17 protein-coding genes are annotated in these 19194 nt (G+C 49.9%); 8 read left to right on the forward strand and 9 right to left on the reverse strand.

All coding sequences use genetic code 11. The features are described 5' to 3' along the window. Nucleotides 1-40: 40 nt before the first annotated feature. On the reverse strand, nucleotides 41-706 hold the full coding sequence (locus HMPREF0658_RS08250) for an HAD family hydrolase (protein WP_006950118.1): 666 nt from the start codon (nucleotides 704-706) through the stop codon (nucleotides 41-43). Further along, nucleotides 703-1935, reverse strand: coding sequence for a C1 family peptidase (locus HMPREF0658_RS08255; RefSeq protein WP_006950119.1), 1233 nt, complete (start codon nucleotides 1933-1935; stop codon nucleotides 703-705). Before HMPREF0658_RS08255 ends, HMPREF0658_RS08250 begins: the two co-directional genes overlap by 4 nt. 49 nt (nucleotides 1936-1984) lie before the next feature. Here HMPREF0658_RS08255 and HMPREF0658_RS08260 point away from each other — a divergent pair, with 49 nt between their 5' ends. The 4 genes from HMPREF0658_RS08260 to HMPREF0658_RS08275 all read left to right on the forward strand — a co-directional run bounded on the left by HMPREF0658_RS08260 (nucleotide 1985) and on the right by HMPREF0658_RS08275 (nucleotide 7725). Continuing rightward, entirely contained in the window at nucleotides 1985-3130 is a 1146-nt protein-coding gene (locus tag HMPREF0658_RS08260) for a hypothetical protein (protein ID WP_006950120.1), read from the forward strand. Between the two features lie 19 nt (nucleotides 3131-3149). Continuing rightward, complete coding sequence (locus HMPREF0658_RS08265) at nucleotides 3150-5081, forward strand: DNA topoisomerase IV subunit B (RefSeq protein ID WP_006950121.1); 1932 nt, start codon at nucleotides 3150-3152, stop codon at nucleotides 5079-5081. Between the two features lie 395 nt (nucleotides 5082-5476). Further along, a complete protein-coding gene (locus HMPREF0658_RS08270) occupies nucleotides 5477-6013 on the forward strand; it encodes a helix-turn-helix domain-containing protein (RefSeq protein ID WP_006950122.1) in 537 nt (178 codons plus the stop codon). A gap of 65 nt (nucleotides 6014-6078) precedes the next feature. Then, nucleotides 6079-7725 carry a S41 family peptidase gene (locus HMPREF0658_RS08275; protein WP_006950123.1) on the forward strand — a complete coding sequence of 549 codons (1647 nt, stop codon included), beginning with the start codon at nucleotides 6079-6081 and terminating at the stop codon, nucleotides 7723-7725. A 24-nt stretch (nucleotides 7726-7749) separates the two neighbouring features. On the opposite strand, the gene HMPREF0658_RS08280 is transcribed toward HMPREF0658_RS08275, so the two are convergent. The 4 genes from HMPREF0658_RS08280 to HMPREF0658_RS08295 all read right to left on the reverse strand — a co-directional run bounded on the left by HMPREF0658_RS08280 (nucleotide 7750) and on the right by HMPREF0658_RS08295 (nucleotide 11509). Further along, the gene (locus tag HMPREF0658_RS08280) at nucleotides 7750-9315 is read right to left on the reverse strand and encodes a peptide chain release factor 3 (RefSeq protein ID WP_006950124.1); all 1566 of its coding nucleotides are present in this window, start codon (nucleotides 9313-9315) and stop codon (nucleotides 7750-7752) included. A gap of 18 nt (nucleotides 9316-9333) precedes the next feature. Further along, complete coding sequence (rfbD, locus tag HMPREF0658_RS08285) at nucleotides 9334-10188, reverse strand: dTDP-4-dehydrorhamnose reductase (RefSeq protein WP_006950125.1); 855 nt, start codon at nucleotides 10186-10188, stop codon at nucleotides 9334-9336. A 27-nt stretch (nucleotides 10189-10215) separates the two neighbouring features. Continuing rightward, the gene (locus tag HMPREF0658_RS08290; RefSeq protein WP_024990871.1) at nucleotides 10216-10764 is read right to left on the reverse strand and encodes a DUF4924 family protein; all 549 of its coding nucleotides are present in this window, start codon (nucleotides 10762-10764) and stop codon (nucleotides 10216-10218) included. A gap of 76 nt (nucleotides 10765-10840) precedes the next feature. Further along, nucleotides 10841-11509 carry a LysE family translocator gene (locus HMPREF0658_RS08295; RefSeq protein ID WP_006950127.1) on the reverse strand — a complete coding sequence of 223 codons (669 nt, stop codon included), beginning with the start codon at nucleotides 11507-11509 and terminating at the stop codon, nucleotides 10841-10843. Between the two features lie 158 nt (nucleotides 11510-11667). On the opposite strand from HMPREF0658_RS08295, the gene HMPREF0658_RS08300 reads away from it, so the two are divergent. Next, the gene (locus tag HMPREF0658_RS08300; protein ID WP_006950128.1) at nucleotides 11668-12645 is read left to right on the forward strand and encodes an ROK family protein; all 978 of its coding nucleotides are present in this window, start codon (nucleotides 11668-11670) and stop codon (nucleotides 12643-12645) included. 1172 nt (nucleotides 12646-13817) lie between these two features. On the opposite strand, the gene HMPREF0658_RS08310 is transcribed toward HMPREF0658_RS08300, so the two are convergent. From HMPREF0658_RS08310 to HMPREF0658_RS08320, 3 genes are read right to left on the reverse strand one after another with little or no spacing between them, the layout of a single operon-like run. Beyond that, complete coding sequence (locus HMPREF0658_RS08310) at nucleotides 13818-14204, reverse strand: VOC family protein (RefSeq protein ID WP_006950130.1); 387 nt, start codon at nucleotides 14202-14204, stop codon at nucleotides 13818-13820. 43 nt (nucleotides 14205-14247) lie between these two features. Then, the gene (locus HMPREF0658_RS08315; RefSeq protein WP_006950131.1) at nucleotides 14248-14799 is read right to left on the reverse strand and encodes a hypothetical protein; all 552 of its coding nucleotides are present in this window, start codon (nucleotides 14797-14799) and stop codon (nucleotides 14248-14250) included. A gap of 21 nt (nucleotides 14800-14820) precedes the next feature. Continuing rightward, nucleotides 14821-15300, reverse strand: coding sequence for a DUF1648 domain-containing protein (locus HMPREF0658_RS08320; RefSeq protein WP_006950132.1), 480 nt, complete (start codon nucleotides 15298-15300; stop codon nucleotides 14821-14823). 189 nt (nucleotides 15301-15489) lie between these two features. On the opposite strand from HMPREF0658_RS08320, the gene mltG reads away from it, so the two are divergent. The 3 genes from mltG (at nucleotide 15490) to HMPREF0658_RS08340 (ending at nucleotide 19026) form a co-directional block, all read left to right on the forward strand. Continuing rightward, entirely contained in the window at nucleotides 15490-16515 is a 1026-nt protein-coding gene (gene mltG, locus HMPREF0658_RS08325; RefSeq protein WP_006950133.1) for an endolytic transglycosylase MltG, read from the forward strand. A 284-nt stretch (nucleotides 16516-16799) separates the two neighbouring features. Then, nucleotides 16800-17354 carry a helix-turn-helix domain-containing protein gene (locus tag HMPREF0658_RS08335; protein ID WP_006950134.1) on the forward strand — a complete coding sequence of 185 codons (555 nt, stop codon included), beginning with the start codon at nucleotides 16800-16802 and terminating at the stop codon, nucleotides 17352-17354. Between the two features lie 13 nt (nucleotides 17355-17367). Then, on the forward strand, nucleotides 17368-19026 hold the full coding sequence (locus tag HMPREF0658_RS08340; RefSeq protein WP_006950135.1) for an AMP-binding protein: 1659 nt from the start codon (nucleotides 17368-17370) through the stop codon (nucleotides 19024-19026). Nucleotides 19027-19194 lie beyond the last annotated feature (168 nt).

Below are 19194 nucleotides of genomic sequence, written 5' to 3' on the forward strand. Positions count from 1 at the left end.
AATAAGGTAATCATTCGTTTCTTTTGTTCCTTCCATTTTCTTATACGGCCATCTCTTCGCCTCGGGAAACAATCGGCAAGAGTTGCTCGAAGCAATCGATGATATAGTCGGCGTCGCTTTCTTTCAGTTTGGTGCGCGTTCCGTTGCCGTAGGTCACGCCAACGGTCTGCACGTTCGCTGCTTTTCCCATCCGTATGTCGAATGGAGTGTCGCCCACTACGAGTGTTTCCTTTGGTAATGCATGAAGGAAATCAAGCGTTTTGAGCACCATATCAGGTGCCGGTTTGGCGTGTTGCACGTCGTCTACGCTCACGATGTAAGAGATAGACGACGACAAGTCCATCTCCTCTATGTAGCGAAGGAGGGTTTCTCGTCCCCGACTGCTGGCAATGGTTTGACAAAAGCCTCTATCCCGCAGCGCATGGATGGTCTCCACCACATGAGGGAACGGCTTTACAGCTCCGGAAACATTGCGTTGGTCGAAGATATGTCTATAGGTCTGGGCACAGAGGGTGCCCATGTCGTCGGTCAGCGGCAGGAGTTTCATGAACATGGCTTTCAGCGGTAGACCGATGACGGCTGTGCATTGCTCAATCGAACGGGGCTGGAGATGGAGGCTGTCGAGGGTTTGCCGGATGGTACCCACGATGAGTTGCTGCGAGTCTCCCAACGTTCCGTCGAAGTCGTAGATGATGGTTTTAATCATAATCCGTTGGATAGATAGATGGCGATGGTCTTTAAGTAAAAGTAGGGGAGCGACATATAGATGAAACCGCCGTAAGGATTGTTCGTTCCCCATGAGTTCTTGCAGATGAAAAACCGTTGTCCGTGGGCATCATGTGCCATGCCGATGAGGGTCATGCAATGGTCGTCGGTGGTGTCAAAGCGTTCAAATTGGCGTTGCCGTTCTTGTTGCGTGCAAGACGTTCCGTGAGGCATCTCGGCCAAGCCTTTGGTCTGCGAGAACCCCGGCTCTGACACATCGCCCTCCCAACATACGGGATGACCGTGACGGAGGGCAGTTTCGGTGAGCTTGACGAGTGTCTTTATCGGCACATTGAGGAAGTTGTTGCGGCGACGGTTGTCGGGAATCTCGAGAACGAAACGCGTCCCGAACGGATGGTGTGTGAAGCTGGTGTATGCCTGATATTCGTCTTTCCGGCATACGCTGTGGGCAAACTCCGTCGTCGTATATTCGGCTCCGAACATAAAAACGTGGATGGGGGCGGGACCGATGTTGTCTTCTATTATGCGAGCGATGCTTTTCTCGTGGGTAGGAAGTCCTGTTCGTCGGGCGATATCGATGTCGGTGAGCCTTTGAAGTTTACGCACAAGAGCGGGAATACTCGCATGCTCGTCTGTGGGATACGAGTCGTATGGCATCGCTCCGTATGCCATCAGCAGATGAAGGGCTTGCCACGGTGTACCACGGGTGGAGAGTGGGGCGCAGCCCCGTGAGAGATAACGTTCGCGAGTGAGTTCTTCCAGCAAACATTTCGTGGGGTAAGCCACCGAAAGATGCACCGAATCACCCCGCATCAGATGCTCGGTTTCTATCGTGGCGAGCATCGCATAGAGCCAGCACAAATCGTTCTGCCCTTGATTCTTCACAGGAGTGGTGCGTAGGCGCACGTCGGTTGTGAAGCGACCCGGCTGTTGTTGGGTCTTTGATGGATGCGTGCAACCTGTCAGAAGCAATGCCGAGAGGATGCAGAATGCCGATATCTTTAAAAGAATGCGATACATAGTATGGGTGCAAAGGCAGCGCAAATCGGACGCAATTGTTCTTGTTCGAGATGGCTGAAGTGCTTCCTGTTTGATGCAAAGGTAGGTATTTCTCATGACGTTGCCAACGCCCTGCAATGTTATTTTCAAAATTCCATGTGCAAACATCTGCGCAGGCAGAAAGCGGAGCGTAAATTTGTCTATTCGCATGTTTTTGCCTATCTTTGTGCGCTAAAAACATTTAACAAAAAGAAAAGAAATGTCAGCTGTTGAAATAAGAAAAGTCTCCACCAAGAAAGACTTAAAGGCATTCATTGAATTTCATTACGACTTGTATGCAGGCAACCCGTACGACGTGCCCAACCTTTATAGCGACGAGCTCAATACGCTGAGCAAAGACAAAAACGCAGCTTTCGATTTTTGCGAGGCGGAATATTTCCTCGCCTACAAAGACAACCGCGTCGTCGGACGCATCGCAGCCATCATCAACCATAAAGCCAACAAAAAATGGGAGCGTAAAAGCGTGCGCTTCGGCTGGATTGATTTCATCGACGACCGCGAAGTCTCTGCCGCTCTGCTCCGCGCCGTCGAAGACTACGGACGCGCCCACGGCATGCAAGAGATTGTAGGACCGCTCGGCTTCACCGATATGGACCCCGAAGGCATGCTCACAGCAGGATTCGACCATCTCGGCACCATGCCCACCGCCTACAACTACCCCTATTATCCCAAGCACATCGAGGCACTCGGTGGCTACGAAAAAGACAATGACTACGTGGAATACAAGATGAATGTCCCCGATGAAATCCCCGAGAAATATACCAAAATCGCACAAATGGTGAGTGAACGCTACAACCTGCGCATCAAAAAACTCACCAAGAAAGACATCTTCCAAGGCGGATACGGAACACGCATCTTCGAACTTATCAACGCCACATTCAAAGACCTTTACGGCTATTCCGAACTCTCCCCGCGCCAAATCCGACAGTACGTCAACATGTACTTCCCCTACGCCGACCTCAACCTCGTCACACTCATCGAAGATTGGAACGCCGACCGCAAACTCATAGGCGTAGGCATCACGTTCCCCTCCCTCTCCCGAGCACTCCAACGATGCCGACGCGGACGACTCCTCCCCTTCGGATGGTACCACCTCCTGCGCGCCATCAAGTTCCACAAAACAGATTCCGTAGACCTCCTCCTCATCGGCGTACTCCCCGAATACAGAGCAAAAGGAGCCAACGCACTCCTCTTCGCCGACCTCATTCCCTATTACCAACGCTACGGATTCAAATGGGCGGAAAGCCAAATCGAAATGGAAACCAACCTCAACGTACAAAGCCAATGGGGGCCTCTCAATCCACACATGCACAAACGACGCCGCTGCTACAAACGCGCACTCTGACAAGCATATCGACAACAAAATGAAACCCGACGAAAACATCATTTACAACGACGATAACATCCGCCACCTCTCCGACATGGAACACGTCCGCACGCGACCGGGCATGTACATCGGACGACTCGGCGACGGCTCCCTCCCCGAAGACGGCATCTACGTTCTCCTCAAAGAAGTCATCGACAACTCCATCGACGAATTCAAAATGCACGCCGGAAAACGCATCGACATCGACATCGACGACAACCTCCGCGTCACCGTACGAGACTACGGAAGAGGCATCCCCCAAGGAAAGCTCATCGAAGCCGTCAGCATGCTCAACACCGGAGGAAAATACGACTCCAAAGCCTTCAAAAAAAGCGTCGGGCTCAACGGCGTCGGACTCAAAGCCGTCAATGCCCTCAGCACACGATTCGAGGTGCGCTCCTACCGCGACTCCCAAGTACGCACAGCCATCTTCGAACGCGGACAGCTCATCACCGACACCACCACACCCTCCGACGACGAAAGCGGCACACTCGTCGCCTTCACACCCGACAACACCATGTTCCTCAACTACCGATTCCACGACGACATCGTAGAGGACATGCTGCGCAACTACACCTACCTCAACACCGGCCTCGCCATCATCTGCAACGGACGACGCATCCTCTCGCGAAACGGACTCGAAGACCTCCTGCAAGACACCATGACCAACGACGGCCTCTACCCCATCGTACACCTCGCCGCCGACGACATCGAAATCGCCTTCACACACGCCAACCAATACGGCGAAGAATACCACTCCTTCGTCAACGGACAACACACCACACAAGGAGGAACACACCAGAGCGCATTCAAAGAACACATCGCCAAAACCATCCGGGAATTTGCCGGAAAATCCTTCGACTCCAGCGACATCCGCAATGGACTCGTCGCCGCCATCGCCATCAACGTCGAAGAACCCATGTTCGAGAGCCAGACCAAAATCAAACTCGGCTCCCTCACCATGGCACCCGATGGCATCAGCATCAACAAATACGTCGGTGACTTCCTCAAAACAGAACTCGACAACTTCCTCCACAAAAATCCCGACATCGCCGAAGCCATCCTCGCCAAAGTCCAAGAAAACGAACGAGAGCGAAAGGCCATGGCCGGCGTCACCAAACTCGCCCGCGAACGCGCCAAGAAAGCCAACCTCCACAACCGAAAACTGCGCGACTGCCGCATCCACTACAGCGACGTCAAAGACCCGCGCAAGGAGGAAGCCTGCATCTTTATTACCGAGGGAGACTCCGCCAGCGGAAGCATCACCAAGAGCCGCGACGTCAACACCCAAGCCGTCTTCTCCCTGCGCGGAAAACCCCTCAACTCCTTCGGACTTACCAAGAAAGTGGTCTATGAAAACGAGGAATTCAACCTCTTACAGGCTGCCCTCGACATCGAAGACGGCCTCGACACACTGCGCTACAACAAAGTCATCGTCGCCACCGACGCCGACGTCGATGGCATGCATATCCGACTGCTCATCATCACCTTCTTCCTCCAATTCTTCCCTGAACTTATCAAAAAAGGTCACGTCTACGTCCTGCAAACCCCGCTCTTTCGCGTCCGCAACCGCCGCACCCGAATCGCCGACAAGACCGTAGTGGCGAACTTCGACGAAAAGGCCACCGCCGGCAGTCGCAAAGCCGATTTCATTACCCGCTACTGCTATTCCGACGAAGAGAGACTCACGGCCATCCGGGAATTAGGCCCCGAACCCGAGATAACGCGCTTCAAAGGCCTCGGCGAAATATCGCCCGAGGAGTTCGCCCACTTCATAGGTGCCGACATGAGGCTCGAACAGGTAACCTTGCACAAAAACGACCAAGTACAACGCTTGTTAGAGTACTATATGGGCAAGAACACCATGGAACGGCAAAACTTTATCATCAACAACCTCGTCATAGAAGAAGACAAGCCCAACGGAGAGTGATTAAAAACAAAAATAGTTCCTTCCCAAGCCGTTCCCTCCTATGTATTTTCTCATACACCCGGGAGGGAATGGATTTTTTCATGCCGTAACCTCTATATACCTCTTTGAGTTGCTTCCGATACCAACTACTTTTATATCGGAGCTCTCATCTTTATATAGGTGGATAGCTAAAACTGATTTTTAGGCGGCAGATGAAGTAAGGAAGATATGTAAAAGGGAGAATAATTGATAAAATGAACGATGAATAATTAATTTTATGGATTTTTACTCATTATTTATGATATAAATAATCAGAATTGTGGACTTTTACTAACTATATCCATGTATTTTTAAAACAAAAAAAGCTTGGAGATAGAAAAAATGATTATATTTGCAGGTATTAAAAACCAATAGCTATGAATAGAAATGATTTCTATGACTTCGAGGAACTTGAATATTACGAAAAGCGTAAATTTCATAGCCTCGAAATGAATATACCTCCTCAATTCACATTTGATGACTTGTATATTATTCCATTCTCTAAAAAACGAATATTCGATGAGAATGGCAATGTACATTACATTGCTATCGAGCGCAATTTTTCTCCATCCGGAATATATTTACTCGATGAACTTGTGAAAGAAATCTATCACGACACCTTTTCAGCTCATTCTTTTTGCAAGGAAAGGAAACTCGAGGAGCGACAACTCCAAGCATTTGTTACGATACTTACCGGAATGACCCCGAGCACACTATTCACACGGTGGAAGATAAGAAACGCATTGATGTACCTGCGATACACGGATATGGATATAGGTCAAGTGGCTATAGAGAGCGGATTCAGAACCTCGGGAGCCATGCGCCATGCACTGCAGTCCACAAAAGAACTAAAGCCCACCACTCTGCGTCGCTTTCTACAGCAAAAAAACGATTTGGGACGTTACATTCGTTAAGCGGAGTTATCAAACATCCTTTTTCTGATTCCCTTTTCATTCATTTACTTATAAAACATACCCTTATGAACAATTCCTTAAAAGATAGAGCTTTCAACATGACTCATTTCATCTACTTTGATTTAAAATTACTGCTTTTCTTGCTCTTTGCTATGGGTTGGATGATGCCTACAGCCAATGCACAGACCACCATTCGGTTAGGCAGAGAGTCGCCGATTTATAAATTGCAGTTTGCTGAAATGGCCATTAATAATTTATATGTCGATTCAGTCAACGAAGAGAGCTTAGTGGAAGATGCGATACGCGGCATGCTCGAAAAACTCGATCCACATTCTTCTTATATCTCTGCCAAAGAAGTGAAAGCAATGAATGAGCCGCTGCAAGGTAGTTTCGATGGTATCGGTATTCAGTTCAATGTATTTACAGATACACTCATGGTTGTGCAAACTATCTCCGGTGGTCCGTCAGCTCGTGCCGGTATTCTTGCCGGCGACCGAATTGTAAATGTAGATGATACCGTTATCGCCGGTGTGAAGCTCTCGCGCGAAGAAATGGTGCGCAAACTTCGTGGTACTCATGGCTCGATAGTCAGAGTAGGCATCATACGTCCGGGTATCAAAGGCATGCTATCATTCTCTATCAAACGTGACAAGATTCCTTTGTATTCTGTCGATGCAGTTTATATGATTCGTCCCGGCATTGGTTATATCCGTATCGGCAATTTTGCCGCAACTACATACAACGAGTTCATGAATGCACTCTCTCGCCTGAGAAGCAAAGGAATGCAGCATTTGATACTCGACTTGCAGGAAAATGGCGGCGGCTATATGGAAGCAGCCGTAAAAGTAGCCAACGAGTTTCTCGACAAGGGAGACATGATTGTTTATACCAAGGGCAGGAATTATGTACAGAATGCCGAATACCGCGCAGATGGCAACGGATGTATGCGCAAGGGGCAAATTGTAGTATTGATAGATGAATTTTCTGCTTCTGCCTCTGAAATTGTAGCGGGAGCTTTGCAAGACCAAGACCGCGGCACTATCGTTGGCCGCAGGTCTTTCGGAAAAGGTCTTGTGCAGCGTCCCGTAGACCTTCCGGATGGCAGCATGATTCGTTTAACCATAGCCCATTACTATACACCTGCCGGCCGTTGCATTCAAAAGCCCTATCGGAAAGGCGGACTACGCGACTATGCTTCTGAACTTGATAACCGACTAAAAAGAGGCGAGCTCATGCACGCCGACAGCATTCATTTTGCCGATTCACTACGCTACAAGACGCTCCGCTTAGGTCGCACGGTATATGGAGGCGGCGGCATCATGCCCGATGACTTTGTTTCGCTCGATACGCTCCATTTCACGAGCTTTCACCGCAAGCTCATGGCCAAAAGCATTATTATCAATGCTCATTTGCGCTACTTCGACCAACATCGGAAACGTCTCAAAGCCCTATATAAGAGCTTCGATGATTTTAACTCCCGCTACGAAGTGCCCGCCGAGGAGCTCGACAGCATTTTAGCTGAAGGCGAGCGATTGGACATCAAACCCGCAGATGCCGAAGAACGCCGCCGCACGCTCGACTACATCCGCATGCAGCTGAAAGGTCTCGTCGCCCGTGATTTATGGAATGTCAGCGAGTATTTCCAAGTTGTCAATGAGAAATCCGACATAGTGAACCGAGCTTTACATATCTTGCAACAGTCAGCTCGGTAGTGACTGTTGCAAGAGCCTCCCGACTTAGAACTCGGAAGTGAAATGAAAGTGAATGTGCTCGAAATCCTGCTGTGCCATGGCGAGTACATAGCTCGAATCAGCGAGGAACACGTCTCGTCCGTCTCTGTCTTTCGCCATGTACTGGTATTTCCGCTTTTTGAAGGCAGCTAATTCGTCGTCGGAGTCGGCATCAATCCAGCAGGCCTTGAATAAATGTACCGGTTGCCAGCGGCACAAGGCGTTGTACTCATGTTCCAAGCGGTATTGGATGACCTCAAACTGAAGTTGTCCGACTGTTCCGATAATTCGCCTGCCATCGAAGTCTTTGACAAAAAGCTGTGCGACCCCCTCATCCATCAACTGCTCTACGCCCTTGATGAATTGTTTGCTGCGCATGGGATCGGCGTTCTCGATGTATTTGAAAAGTTCCGGTGAGAAGGAAGGCAAGCCTTTGAAGTGGAGTTGTTCGCCTTCGGACAAGGTGTCGCCGATTTTGAAGACGCCGTTGTCGGGCAGGCCTACGATGTCGCCGGCGTAGGCTTCGTCTATCGTGCTCTTGCGCTGGGCGAGGAACTGTGTGGGGGAGGAGAAGCGCATCGTTTTCCCCTGCGCGACGTGTAAATAGGGCTTGTTGCGCTCAAATCGCCCGCTGCAGACCTTGCAGAAGGCGATGCAGGAGCGGTGGTTGGGGTCGATGTTGGCTGTAATCTTGAAGATGAAGCCGGTGAACTTCTGTTCGTCGGGTTGCACGATGCGCTCGACGGCTGCGACCGGCCGCGGACTTGGTGCGATGCGTACGAAGCAGTCGAGGAGCTCCTGCACGCCGAAATTGTTGAGCGCGCTGCCGAAGAAGACGGGCGCGAGGCGTGCGTCGAGGTAGTCGGCCACGTCGAAGGGGGGATAAACGCCCTCGACGAGCTGCAAGTCGTCGCGGAGTTTGCGGGCATCGGCATCGCCTACGTGGGCTTCGAGCTCGGTGCTGCTGATGTCTACCTCGACGGTTTCGGTGACGCGTTGTTTGTCGGGTCGGAAGAGGTTGAGGCGTTGCTCGTAGATGTTGTAGACGCCTTGGAACTTTGCCCCCTGATTGATAGGCCACGAGAGCGGGCGGACTTGTATTTGGAGTTCGTGTTCGAGTTCGTCGAGTAGGTCGAACGGGTCGCGTCCTTCGCGGTCCATCTTGTTGATGAAGATGATGACGGGGGTGTTTCTCATGCGGCAGACTTCCATGAGGCGGCGTGTTTGGGTCTCGACGCCTTTGGCTCCGTCTACGACGATGATGACGGAATCGACGGCAGTGAGGGTTCGGTAGGTATCTTCGGCGAAGTCTTGGTGGCCTGGTGTGTCGAGGATATTTACTTTGTAGTCGCCGTAGTCGAACTCCATGACGGAGGTGGATACGGAGATGCCGCGTTGCTTTTCGATGTCCATCCAGTCGGATGTGGCGGACTTTCTTATTTTGTTGTTTTTAACGGCGCCGGCGACTTGGATTTGTCCTCCAAAGAGGAGGAACTTCTCGGTGAGTGTGGTTTTGCCGGCGTCGGGGTGGGATATGATGGCGAAGGTGCGTCTTCTTTCTATTTCGTTCATAGGTGTAGCGGGTTTGGATTAGGCTTCGAGCCGGTCGATGCAGTGGTTGAGTGCGTCTTCCCAATGTCGGATTTCGATGCCGAGTGTGCGTTTGATTTTCGTTTTGTCGAGCAGCGAATAGAATGGTCGCTGGGCGGGTGTGGGATATTCGGCCGTGTGCAAGGGGTGGACGGTGCAGGTGTGGATGCGGGCGATGCGATGGATGGCGACGGCGAAGTCGTACCACGAAGTTGCGCCTTCATTGGTGAAGTGATAGATGCCGGCCGGTAAGGGCTTGCGCAAGGCTGCGACGATGGCGATGGCAAGGTCGTGGGCGTAGGTCGGTGTGCCGATTTGGTCGAAGACGACGCCGAGGTTTTCGCGTTCGCGTCCTAAGCGGAGCATGGTTTTCACGAAGTTGTTGCCGAACGGACTGTAGAGCCATGCCGTGCGGATGACGATGGTGTCGGGGCATGCGGCGATGGCGGCGCGTTCTCCGGAGAGCTTTGTTTGTCCGTAAACGCCTGTGGGGCGGGGGGTGTCGGTCTCGGTATAGGGTTGATGGGCGGTGCCGTCGAAGACGTAGTCGGTTGAGATTTGAATGAGTCGTCCGCCGTGTTTGGCCATCGCGCGGGCGAGGTATTCGGGGGCAAGGGCGTTGAGGATGCGGCATCGTTCGGCATCTTCTTCGGCTTTGTCTACAGCGGTATAGGCGGCGCAGTTTACGATGGAATCGATGCGATGTTTGTCTACGTAGGCTTCGATGGCTGTGGGGTCGGTGATGTCGAGTTCTTCGATGTCGGCGTTTGTCCAGCGGATGTCGTCGTTTTCTTTTTGCAACAGGCGGAGTTCTCTACCGAGCTGTCCGTTGCATCCGGTTATCAATACGTTCATGTTATCAAGTGGATGGTCTGTTTTCTTTTATTCGTCCTCGAAGCGGAGGCCTTCGGTTTTGTCCTTTTGATAGTAGTCGGCGAGCATGCCGATGAAGGTGGTGATTTCGGTGATGGCATGCTGTGTCTCGGTGCTTATGTTTTTTTTCTGCAATCGCAGCAGCATCACGCCGTAGAGGGATTCGAGGCAGGTTTCGATTTCGTCTTTTTCTTTGTCGCCGCGGTTGCGAAGCTCTACGATAAAGGGCAGCACTTTGTAATATTCTGCCGTGTAGAAGGGGAATTTATTGGAGCGGAGCAGCATGGCGTGCAGCTCTCTGAGCTGTTCGACCACGAGTTTGTTGATTTGCAGATGTCCGCGTTCCCGGCATCCTTCTTCGTTCATCATGCGCACGAGGTTGCCGTACCAATCGGTCATCTCTTCTTTTTGTGTGTCGGAATAGGAGAAGTTTCCGATATATTCTTTACGGATGCGGCTCAGCGAGCAGTCGTATGCGCGGATGAGGTCTTCTACCTGCCACATATACAGCAGGTATTCGGCAATGCTTTTTTTTCGTAATTCTTGTGCAATATACATCTTGTCGAAGTTGGTTGAGCATGTATTGGGGCGTGTGCGGGTCTCTTCCGAAATGCTTGGAAGCATCTTTGCGCCGTCAATATTGGAACGTGTAGATGTTGAAAAGGGTTCCTATGAGCATGAGAATGGAGAAGAATACCACGACGCCCCCGATAATCTTGTTGATTAACAGGATTCCGTCGTTGGTGAAACGGCCGCGTATCTTATCGATGAGCCACGTCAGTCCGAACCACCACAGCAGTGCGCCGAGCACGATGCCGAGGAATCCCATGCCTGTCTCCAGCGGGTGTCCGGGCATGACAAAGGCAAATTGCGCGAAACACGCCACGAAGAGAAAGAGAATCAAAGGATTGGAAAACGTGACTAAAAAGGCAGTCACGCCGTTGTGGATAAGCGTCCCTTTCTTGTTGCCGCTCACGTGCATCTTCTTTGTGGGATTGCTTTTGAAGCAATACAGCCCGAAGAGCATGAGCATCACGCTGCCAAACAGCTGCAATACAAACCGCGTGTGAGGCTGTGTAATCAAGTCCATGATAAAACTCATGCCAAGTCCTGCGATGAGAGCATAGATGATGTCGCTCACGCAAGCCCCGACTCCGGTCACAAAACCGTACCATCGGCCTTTGTTCAACGTGCGTTGCACACACAAGACTCCTACCGGTCCCATAGGCGCTGAGGCGAAGATTCCAATGAGAACGCCTTTTAAAGCCAAGTCTAAAATATCGATATGAAAAGGAAATGGCATAGTGGCTGCAAAGTTGCGAAAATAAAGTGAGATGAGCAAATTTCAGTCTTAAAAGTTTGCACACTACCATATTTTTCATAACTTTGTCAGAGTTATCAGGATAAACGTATCCTCCCTTATCGTAAACATCAACTATTATATCAAACAACTAAACGAGTATGGATAATCAACCCGAAATGAAACCCTACGTGATAGGCCTCGATCTTGGCGGTACGAACTCTGTGTTCGGCATCGTGGACAGTCGTGGCGAAATCAAAGCCACTACTGCTATTAAAACGCAGGGCTATGCCAGCGTGGCCGACTATGTGAAGGCTTCCTGCACCGCCCTTGAGGTCATCATCGACCAAGTGGGAGGAATCGACAACATCAAAGCCATGGGCATCGGTGCGCCCAATGCCAATTATTACAAAGGAACGATAGAGCATGCCCCCAATCTTACATGGGCACACGACACGGAAGTTCCGTTGGCGCAGATGTTTTCAGACAGAATAGGCATTCCTGTGGCAATTACGAACGATGCCAATGCCGCCGCTATCGGCGAGATGACTTACGGTGTTGCCCGCGGTATGAAAAATTTCATCATGCTGACGCTCGGCACCGGTGTCGGTTCGGGTATCGTGCTAAACGGTCAGGTGGTCTATGGCAGCGACGGATTTGCCGGCGAGCTCGGCCATGTCATTATGTGTCGGGAACACGGACGCACGTGTGGCTGCGGCCGCAAAGGCTGCCTTGAAACCTATTGCTCTGCCACCGGTGTGGCACGAACGGCACGCGAGATGCTGCAAACCACCGAAGAACCTTCGCTCCTGCGCGAGCTGAAACCCGAAGAAATCACGAGTCTTGATGTGTCCATAGCCGCCGGTCGGGGCGATATACTTGCCAAACGCGTCTACGAATTCACGGGTAAGATGTTAGGAGAGGCCTGCGCCGACTTCGCTGCCTTTGCCTCTCCCGAAGCCTTTATCTTCTTCGGCGGCCTCACGAAGGCGGGCAGTCTGCTGATGGACCCTATCCGCAGAGGCTACGAAGAGTCTGTTATGCCCGTCTTCAAGGGCAAAGCCATGTTCCTCATCTCTTCTCTCGAAGGTGCCTCGGCAGCCGTCTTGGGTGCTTCGGGCATAGGTTGGGAACTCTGAAAAAGATTTGATTATATGTAAAATAATGGTGTGAGAGGTGGCTCGTGATGAGTCGCCTCTCTTCTTTTTGGTGCAGACCACAAGCATGGAGCTATACCCTGAAAAACACGATGCTAAGTTACTGAAAAACAGAACAATAGCATTCCACCCGAGAAAGCATAGCTTTAAGGCCGTAGGAAGATAGCTTTTACGCGCTCAAAGCATAGCTCTCACGCTCTTAAAGCTATGCTTTGTCGAACAGATGTTTAAGTAACGTTGTACAGCGAACTTCGTTTCAGCGCTTATTCCTGCTTTATGAGTGGGTAAAATATACATTAGTGCGAATTGCAACTACGCGTCATTAATAATTAAGAGGCAAGTGCTGGAGACGCGAAAGGTAATAGCTGATGATAACGCCTTTGGTAAAGCAATGTTACAAAATAAAGCGCTGAAGGCGCGTAAGATGTCAGCCCAAGGCAACGCCTTGGGTAAACGACCGGCAGAGAAAAGAGCGCTGTAGGTGCGAAAGACCCTTTTATTTTATTTTCAAATAGATGTTTGATAAGGATGTGTCGCACTTACAGCGCTCTTTTTAGGGGAATGCTCTATACCCAGCGCTATGCGCTGGGCTGATATCTTACGCGCTTACAGCGCTTACTTGGGGAAATGTCATCTACTCGGTGCTGCGTGCTGGGCTAATATCTTACGTGTTTGCAGCGCTTACTTGGGGAAATGTCATCTACTCGGTGCTGCGTGCTGGGCTAATATCTTACGCGTTTGCAGCGCTTACCCTGCGCCTCATAGCATTATGATATACGCGAGTTTGGGATAAGGCTATCGAACTGTAAGCCCCGAGGGGGCGAAAGAGCTTAGGCAGGGTGTGAAGCTCGTAAGAGCGTAATTGAAAATCGCCGTCGCAAAACGGGACGTGAAGCGGAAAGGCAACCCCTGATAAGCATGTGTGGAAAGATAAACCCCGTAGGGGTGACGGAGGATTAGTGTTCTGTCGCCCTTTGCTTCCTCTCCGTTTCAGCGAACTTCGTTTCAGGGCTTAGATAGCGGGATTCCACGACACAGGGGTTGCGCTACTGCTTACCACTGTCTAAGGTCTGTCGCCCCTTTGGGCTATTAGATAAGATTCTCTTATCCCGAACTCACGTAAAAGAGGGGTCAACTTGTGCGGACGGAAACAATTATTCAGTAATTTCAATCAGGTTTTCTTCCACTCCAACGATGCAACTTTCGTAATAGCCATCTCCCGTTGTACGGGGTCTGCTTACAACTTCGTATCCATCCTTTTTCAGGAGAGACGTCAACGCATCTACCTTTTCTTTATTACCTACACTGAAAGCAATGTGGATATAGCCTGTAGCTTCTTGCTTCAAACGATTGATAACTACAGAGCGTTTATTCATGATTTCCAGCCTTGCCCCACCTTCAAATGAAAGAAAATATGAGCGGAAATGGGTCGTTTGGTTATGATAGCCCTCGTTACTCGTTGCATGAAAATATTTTATAAAGAAGTCCCTTGTCTTTTCAAGGTCTTCCACATACATGGCCACATGGTCTATTTTAGTCATATACCCATCATCTGTAAGTACGTCTCCCGATAGGAGCCTCACGTTATTTCAATGTTGTTTTTGGCGTGTTTGGATTGGCTATGGTGGCTGCCAATTCGTCAAACTCCCTCTTCACTGTCATCGAAAATGTGCCGTCGGCTTGTGCTTTTAGATATGTTTCCAAACGAGGCACAGTGCCAAGGAGCGACTTGTTTCGTTTGTAAAAGTCTAAAGCGCGGCGCATGGCGTACTCATGTGCCTGCCCGTCCGGCTGTTTTTGGTTGTGGGTTGTTGCGTAAATCACCGATGCACTCATATAGGCGATAAGGGCGGGTATGCACTCGATGAAGCCGGTATGTGCAGGCTCGCCAATGTTCAGCATCAGTTTGTCGGTGCTGTTCGTCCACATATAGACGAAATTTCCGGCCTCCTGCACATTGGGTTCATCAAGTGTATGAGTGAGGTAGTATTCGGCGCAGGCATTGGCCGTTGAGGTATAACGGTTGCATTCTTCTGTCGTTTTAAACTCCTTCACGTCGGGTACGCGCACCGTCTGTGCGTTGGCCGCGAATGCTATGGATAGCATTGCCATGAGCAGGGTTTGTATTTTTTTCATACGAACGGGCTTTTACGGGTTTTAGAAGTTTCTGTTATTGTTGTGAGAAAGGCTCTTTCTCGTGAGTTTTCTTATCTTTCTGCGGGTATTGAAGACGACCATTATCAGATAGATAAGAAACATTTCCACGATTAATCCGAAGAAAGAAACGTACTCGGCAGCAGCCAACGTGATATAGCAGAGCAGTGTTTGGCAAATCAAATGAATCAACCGGATGCCGCGAAGCTCTATTTCATAACGCTGGGCAGTCAGTCGGTCGGTAGTCGCTGCTTGTCGTTCTTGGTAACTCCGGGCTTTTCCGATGAAAAGTTTGAAGAGGAACAAGGCTACTACGGGCAAGGCTAAGATGCCCCATTTGCTGCCTTCGGCATCGATAGTGCTTGTGAGTGTCCAATGATAAGGTATGGTATCATTGCCGAAAAGTCGGGCAATGGCGGTAATCCACGTTATCGCCAATAGGCTGTATAAAAAGTATAATAGGAAAAAAGCTTTTGGTTTCATCGGTTGGGCTTCATGTGTTATTTTATGACAAAGTTACCGTTTTTCCTGCAATTCTCCAAAAGAAACGCCCCGAAAAGAAACGTCCCATGCAAGGAAAGGAAAAATACGCAGTCGTTTTACGGATGTATTCATTAATAATTTATTACCTTTGCCGGTCGATAAACGTATATATTTGAAAAAAGAAAACTTATGAATAGCGGTTTCAGAAAGGTCTATCTCGTGCCTGTGGGCATTTGTTTAGCAGTGATAGCAGGCCTCATTTATTACTATTTCTTTTCATCGTTGTCCGCCCGTACCACGACCACCTATATATATATAGACAGCAACGACAATATAGACTCTGTGTATGCCAAGCTCGAACCCATTGCTTCCCATCATGGTATGACGGGCTTCCGCACCCTCGTGAGACACAGCCGGTATGCCGACCACATACGCCCCGGCCGCTACGAAGTGGCTCCGGGCACAGGTGCTTTCATGGTGTTCCGTCATTTGAAGAATGGGGCACAGGCACCCATCAGCCTTACTATACCCTCGGTACGTACCCTCGACAGGTTAGCCGGTGAGGTAACGCGAAAACTGATGATAGACAGTGTCGCGCTCTACCACGCTTTGACCGACCCCGAAGTATGCCGGCGGTATGGATACGACACGCTGACCATCGGTTGCATGTTTATCCCCAACACCTACGACGTTTACTGGAACATCTCTTTGGAGAAGTTTTTGGAGCGTATGAAAGAGGAAAATAAAAACTTTTGGAACGACGAACGAACGGAAAAAGCACGTGATATGGGGCTGTCTGAGAACGAAGTGATTACCCTTGCAAGCATCGTAGATGAGGAGACATCCAATGATAAAGAGAAGCCAATGATTGCCGGTATGTATTACAACCGGTTGAAACACGACATGCCTTTGCAAGCTGATCCCACTGTGAAATATGCCTTGAAACGCTTCGAACTAAAGCGTATCTACAACAACCATCTGCAGGTAAACAGCCCGTTCAATACCTATCGTAACACAGGACTTCCCCCCGGCCCCATTCGTATTCCTACTGTGGCCGGTATAGATGCCGTGCTCAATTACGTGAAACACGACTACTTCTATATGTGTGCCAAAGAGGATTTCAGCGGGACGCACAACTTTGCCCATACGTATGAAGAGCATCTGCAGAATGCAGCCAAATACAGCAAGGCCTTAAACGAACGCAACATTCGTTGAACCGCTGAGCTTGGTAATCATCAGAAAAAGTATCTTTCCCACAGGAGAGATACTTTTTTGTGTTAGGGAGGATTGCCACCGACCGGAATGGAGTATGTTTCCGCGTCCGGTTTTCTATCTTTTGCTCACTTAAAAGCCAAGTGCGCAGGTTTTTATGCACATGTAAAAAGGCTTTGTGCAGCAATTTTTATTTTATTTAGAAACGGTGAAATAAATCTGCGAACGATTGTTTTGTTTCTCGAAAGTTTTCGTATTTTTGAGCCCGAAACCAACCCAAAAAGAATATGGAAGAAGCAATACAACAGATAGGACAACGATTGAAAGGACTTCGGGAAGTGCTGAATATTCCCGCAGAGGAAGTAGCCGATTTGTGTGGCATCAGTCTCGAACATTACCATAACATAGAGGCCGGCCGGTCAGACCCCTCTGTTTATCGGCTGGCAAAGATTTCCAAACGTTACGGAATAGACCTGAATGTGCTCTTATTCGGAGAAGAACCCAAGATGAGCGCTTACTATCTTACCCGAAAAGGCCAAGGCCACAGGGTAGAACGAGGCAACGACTATAAGTATCAGAGTTTGGCTTCGGGATTCAGAGGCAGAAAGGTAGACCCGTTTCTCACGCAGGTTGATCCGCTTCCGGGTGATGAGAATCATACGAAGAATACGCATGACGGTGAAGAATTCCACCTTGTTCTCGAGGGCATACTCGAAATTACGATAGGTGAAAAAGTGTTGGTGCTCCACGAGGGCGACAGCCTCTATTTCGATGCAAGGCAGCCCCATTGCATGCGGGCTTTAGGAGGAAAACCTGTGAAGTTCCTTGCTGTAGTTATATAATGAAGGTAAAAAGATGATAGAAAGATTTTTAAAACAAACCCATTTTTCCTCGGTGGAGGATTATAAGAAGAACTTACGGTTTATTGTTCCCGAGCATTTCAATTTTGCTTACGATGTGGTGGACGCTTGGGCAGAGACCCATCCCGACAAATTAGCGTTGCTCTGGACAAACGACGAGGGAACGGAAAAGCGTTTTACGTTTTGCGATTTAAAGGAACAGTCTGATCAAGCGGCCGCTTATTTCCAAAGTTTAGGCATCGGACATGGCGACATGGTGATGTTGATATTGAAGCGGCGATACGAGTTTTGGTTATCTATGCTGGCTTTACATAAGATAGGGGCAGTGGCGATACCTGCCACCCACATGCTGACGACGCACGATATTGTGTATCGCAACACACGTGCGAGTGTGAAAGCCATTATCTGCGTAGGCGAAGAATACGTGCTCAGTCAGGTTGAAGGTGCACTGCCGGAAAGTCCTACGGTAAAGACGCTCATCAGCATAGGGGAACTCGTGCCCGAAGGTTTCCATGATTGGCACAAGGAATGGAAGGCTGTTGCTCCTTTCAAGCGTCCCAAACACGTGAATGAGAACAGCGATACCATGCTCATGTATTTCACCAGCGGCACCTCCGGAGAGCCCAAGATGGTGGCTCATGATTTTCTCTACGCCTTGGGACACATCACTACCGGCGTTTTCTGGCACAACCTTTCGGAAGACAGCATTCATCTTACCGTGGCCGATACAGGCTGGGGGAAGGCTGTGTGGGGCAAGCTCTACGGTCAGTGGTTTGCAGGGGCTGTGGTGTTTGTGTTCGACCATGAGCACTTTACAGCAGAGAAGATATTGACTTGCATTTCCAAATATCACATTACTTCTTTCTGTGCGCCGCCCACAGTCTATCGTTTTATGGTGCGCGAAGACTTCTCCCGCTACGACGTTTCTTCGCTCCGGTACTGCACAACGGCAGGAGAAGCACTCAATGCAGCCGTCTATCAGAAGTTTTATGACAAGACAGGTATTCGTCTGATGGAAGGTTTCGGCCAGACAGAGACGACGATGACGCTCGGAACAATGCCTTGGATGAAGCCCAAACCCGGCTCCATGGGCATGCCGAATCCGCAGTACGACATCGATTTGGTAAGACCCGACGGTACGTCTTGTGAGGACGGAGAGAAAGGGCAGATAGTGGTACGCGTGGGAAAGGAGAAACCTCTCGGACTCTTTAAAGAGTATTACCGCGACGAAGAACTGACGCATCAAGCCTGGCACGATGGCATTTACTATACAGGCGACGTGGCTTGGCGCGATGAAGACGGGTATTATTGGTTCGTAGGACGTACTGACGACGTCATCAAGAGCAGCGGTTATCGCATCGGCCCCTTTGAGGTGGAAAGTGCATTGATGACTCATCCTGCCGTTGTGGAATGCGCCATTACAGGTGTTCCCGATGAGATAAGGGGCATGCTGGTGAAAGCCACTGTCGTGTTGGCCGAGGATTGGAAAGACAGACAAGGCGAGGCGCTCGTGAAAGAATTGCAGGAGCACGTGAAGAAAGAGACGGCACCTTATAAATATCCCCGTGTTATCAAGTTCGTAGAGGAACTCCCCAAGACCATCAGCGGCAAGATACGCCGCGTGGAGATACGCGAGAGAGACCGCCGGAAGTAACGGTAGAGGGAACAAGATGCAACGGGATGAGATACGAAAAGTGCTCATCCCGTTGTTCGTTCTTGTAGCACGCTTCGTATGGTTAATTGTAGTCCGTGGTACCGAAGGTGTCGGAAAGCGCGGCGAACGATGTGTCAGCCTCCGGAGCGAAAGGTTATTTTGCATTTC

Origin of the sequence: Hoylesella marshii DSM 16973 = JCM 13450 (genome assembly GCF_000146675.1) — a bacterium.
GTDB classification, from domain to species: domain Bacteria; phylum Bacteroidota; class Bacteroidia; order Bacteroidales; family Bacteroidaceae; genus Prevotella; species Prevotella marshii.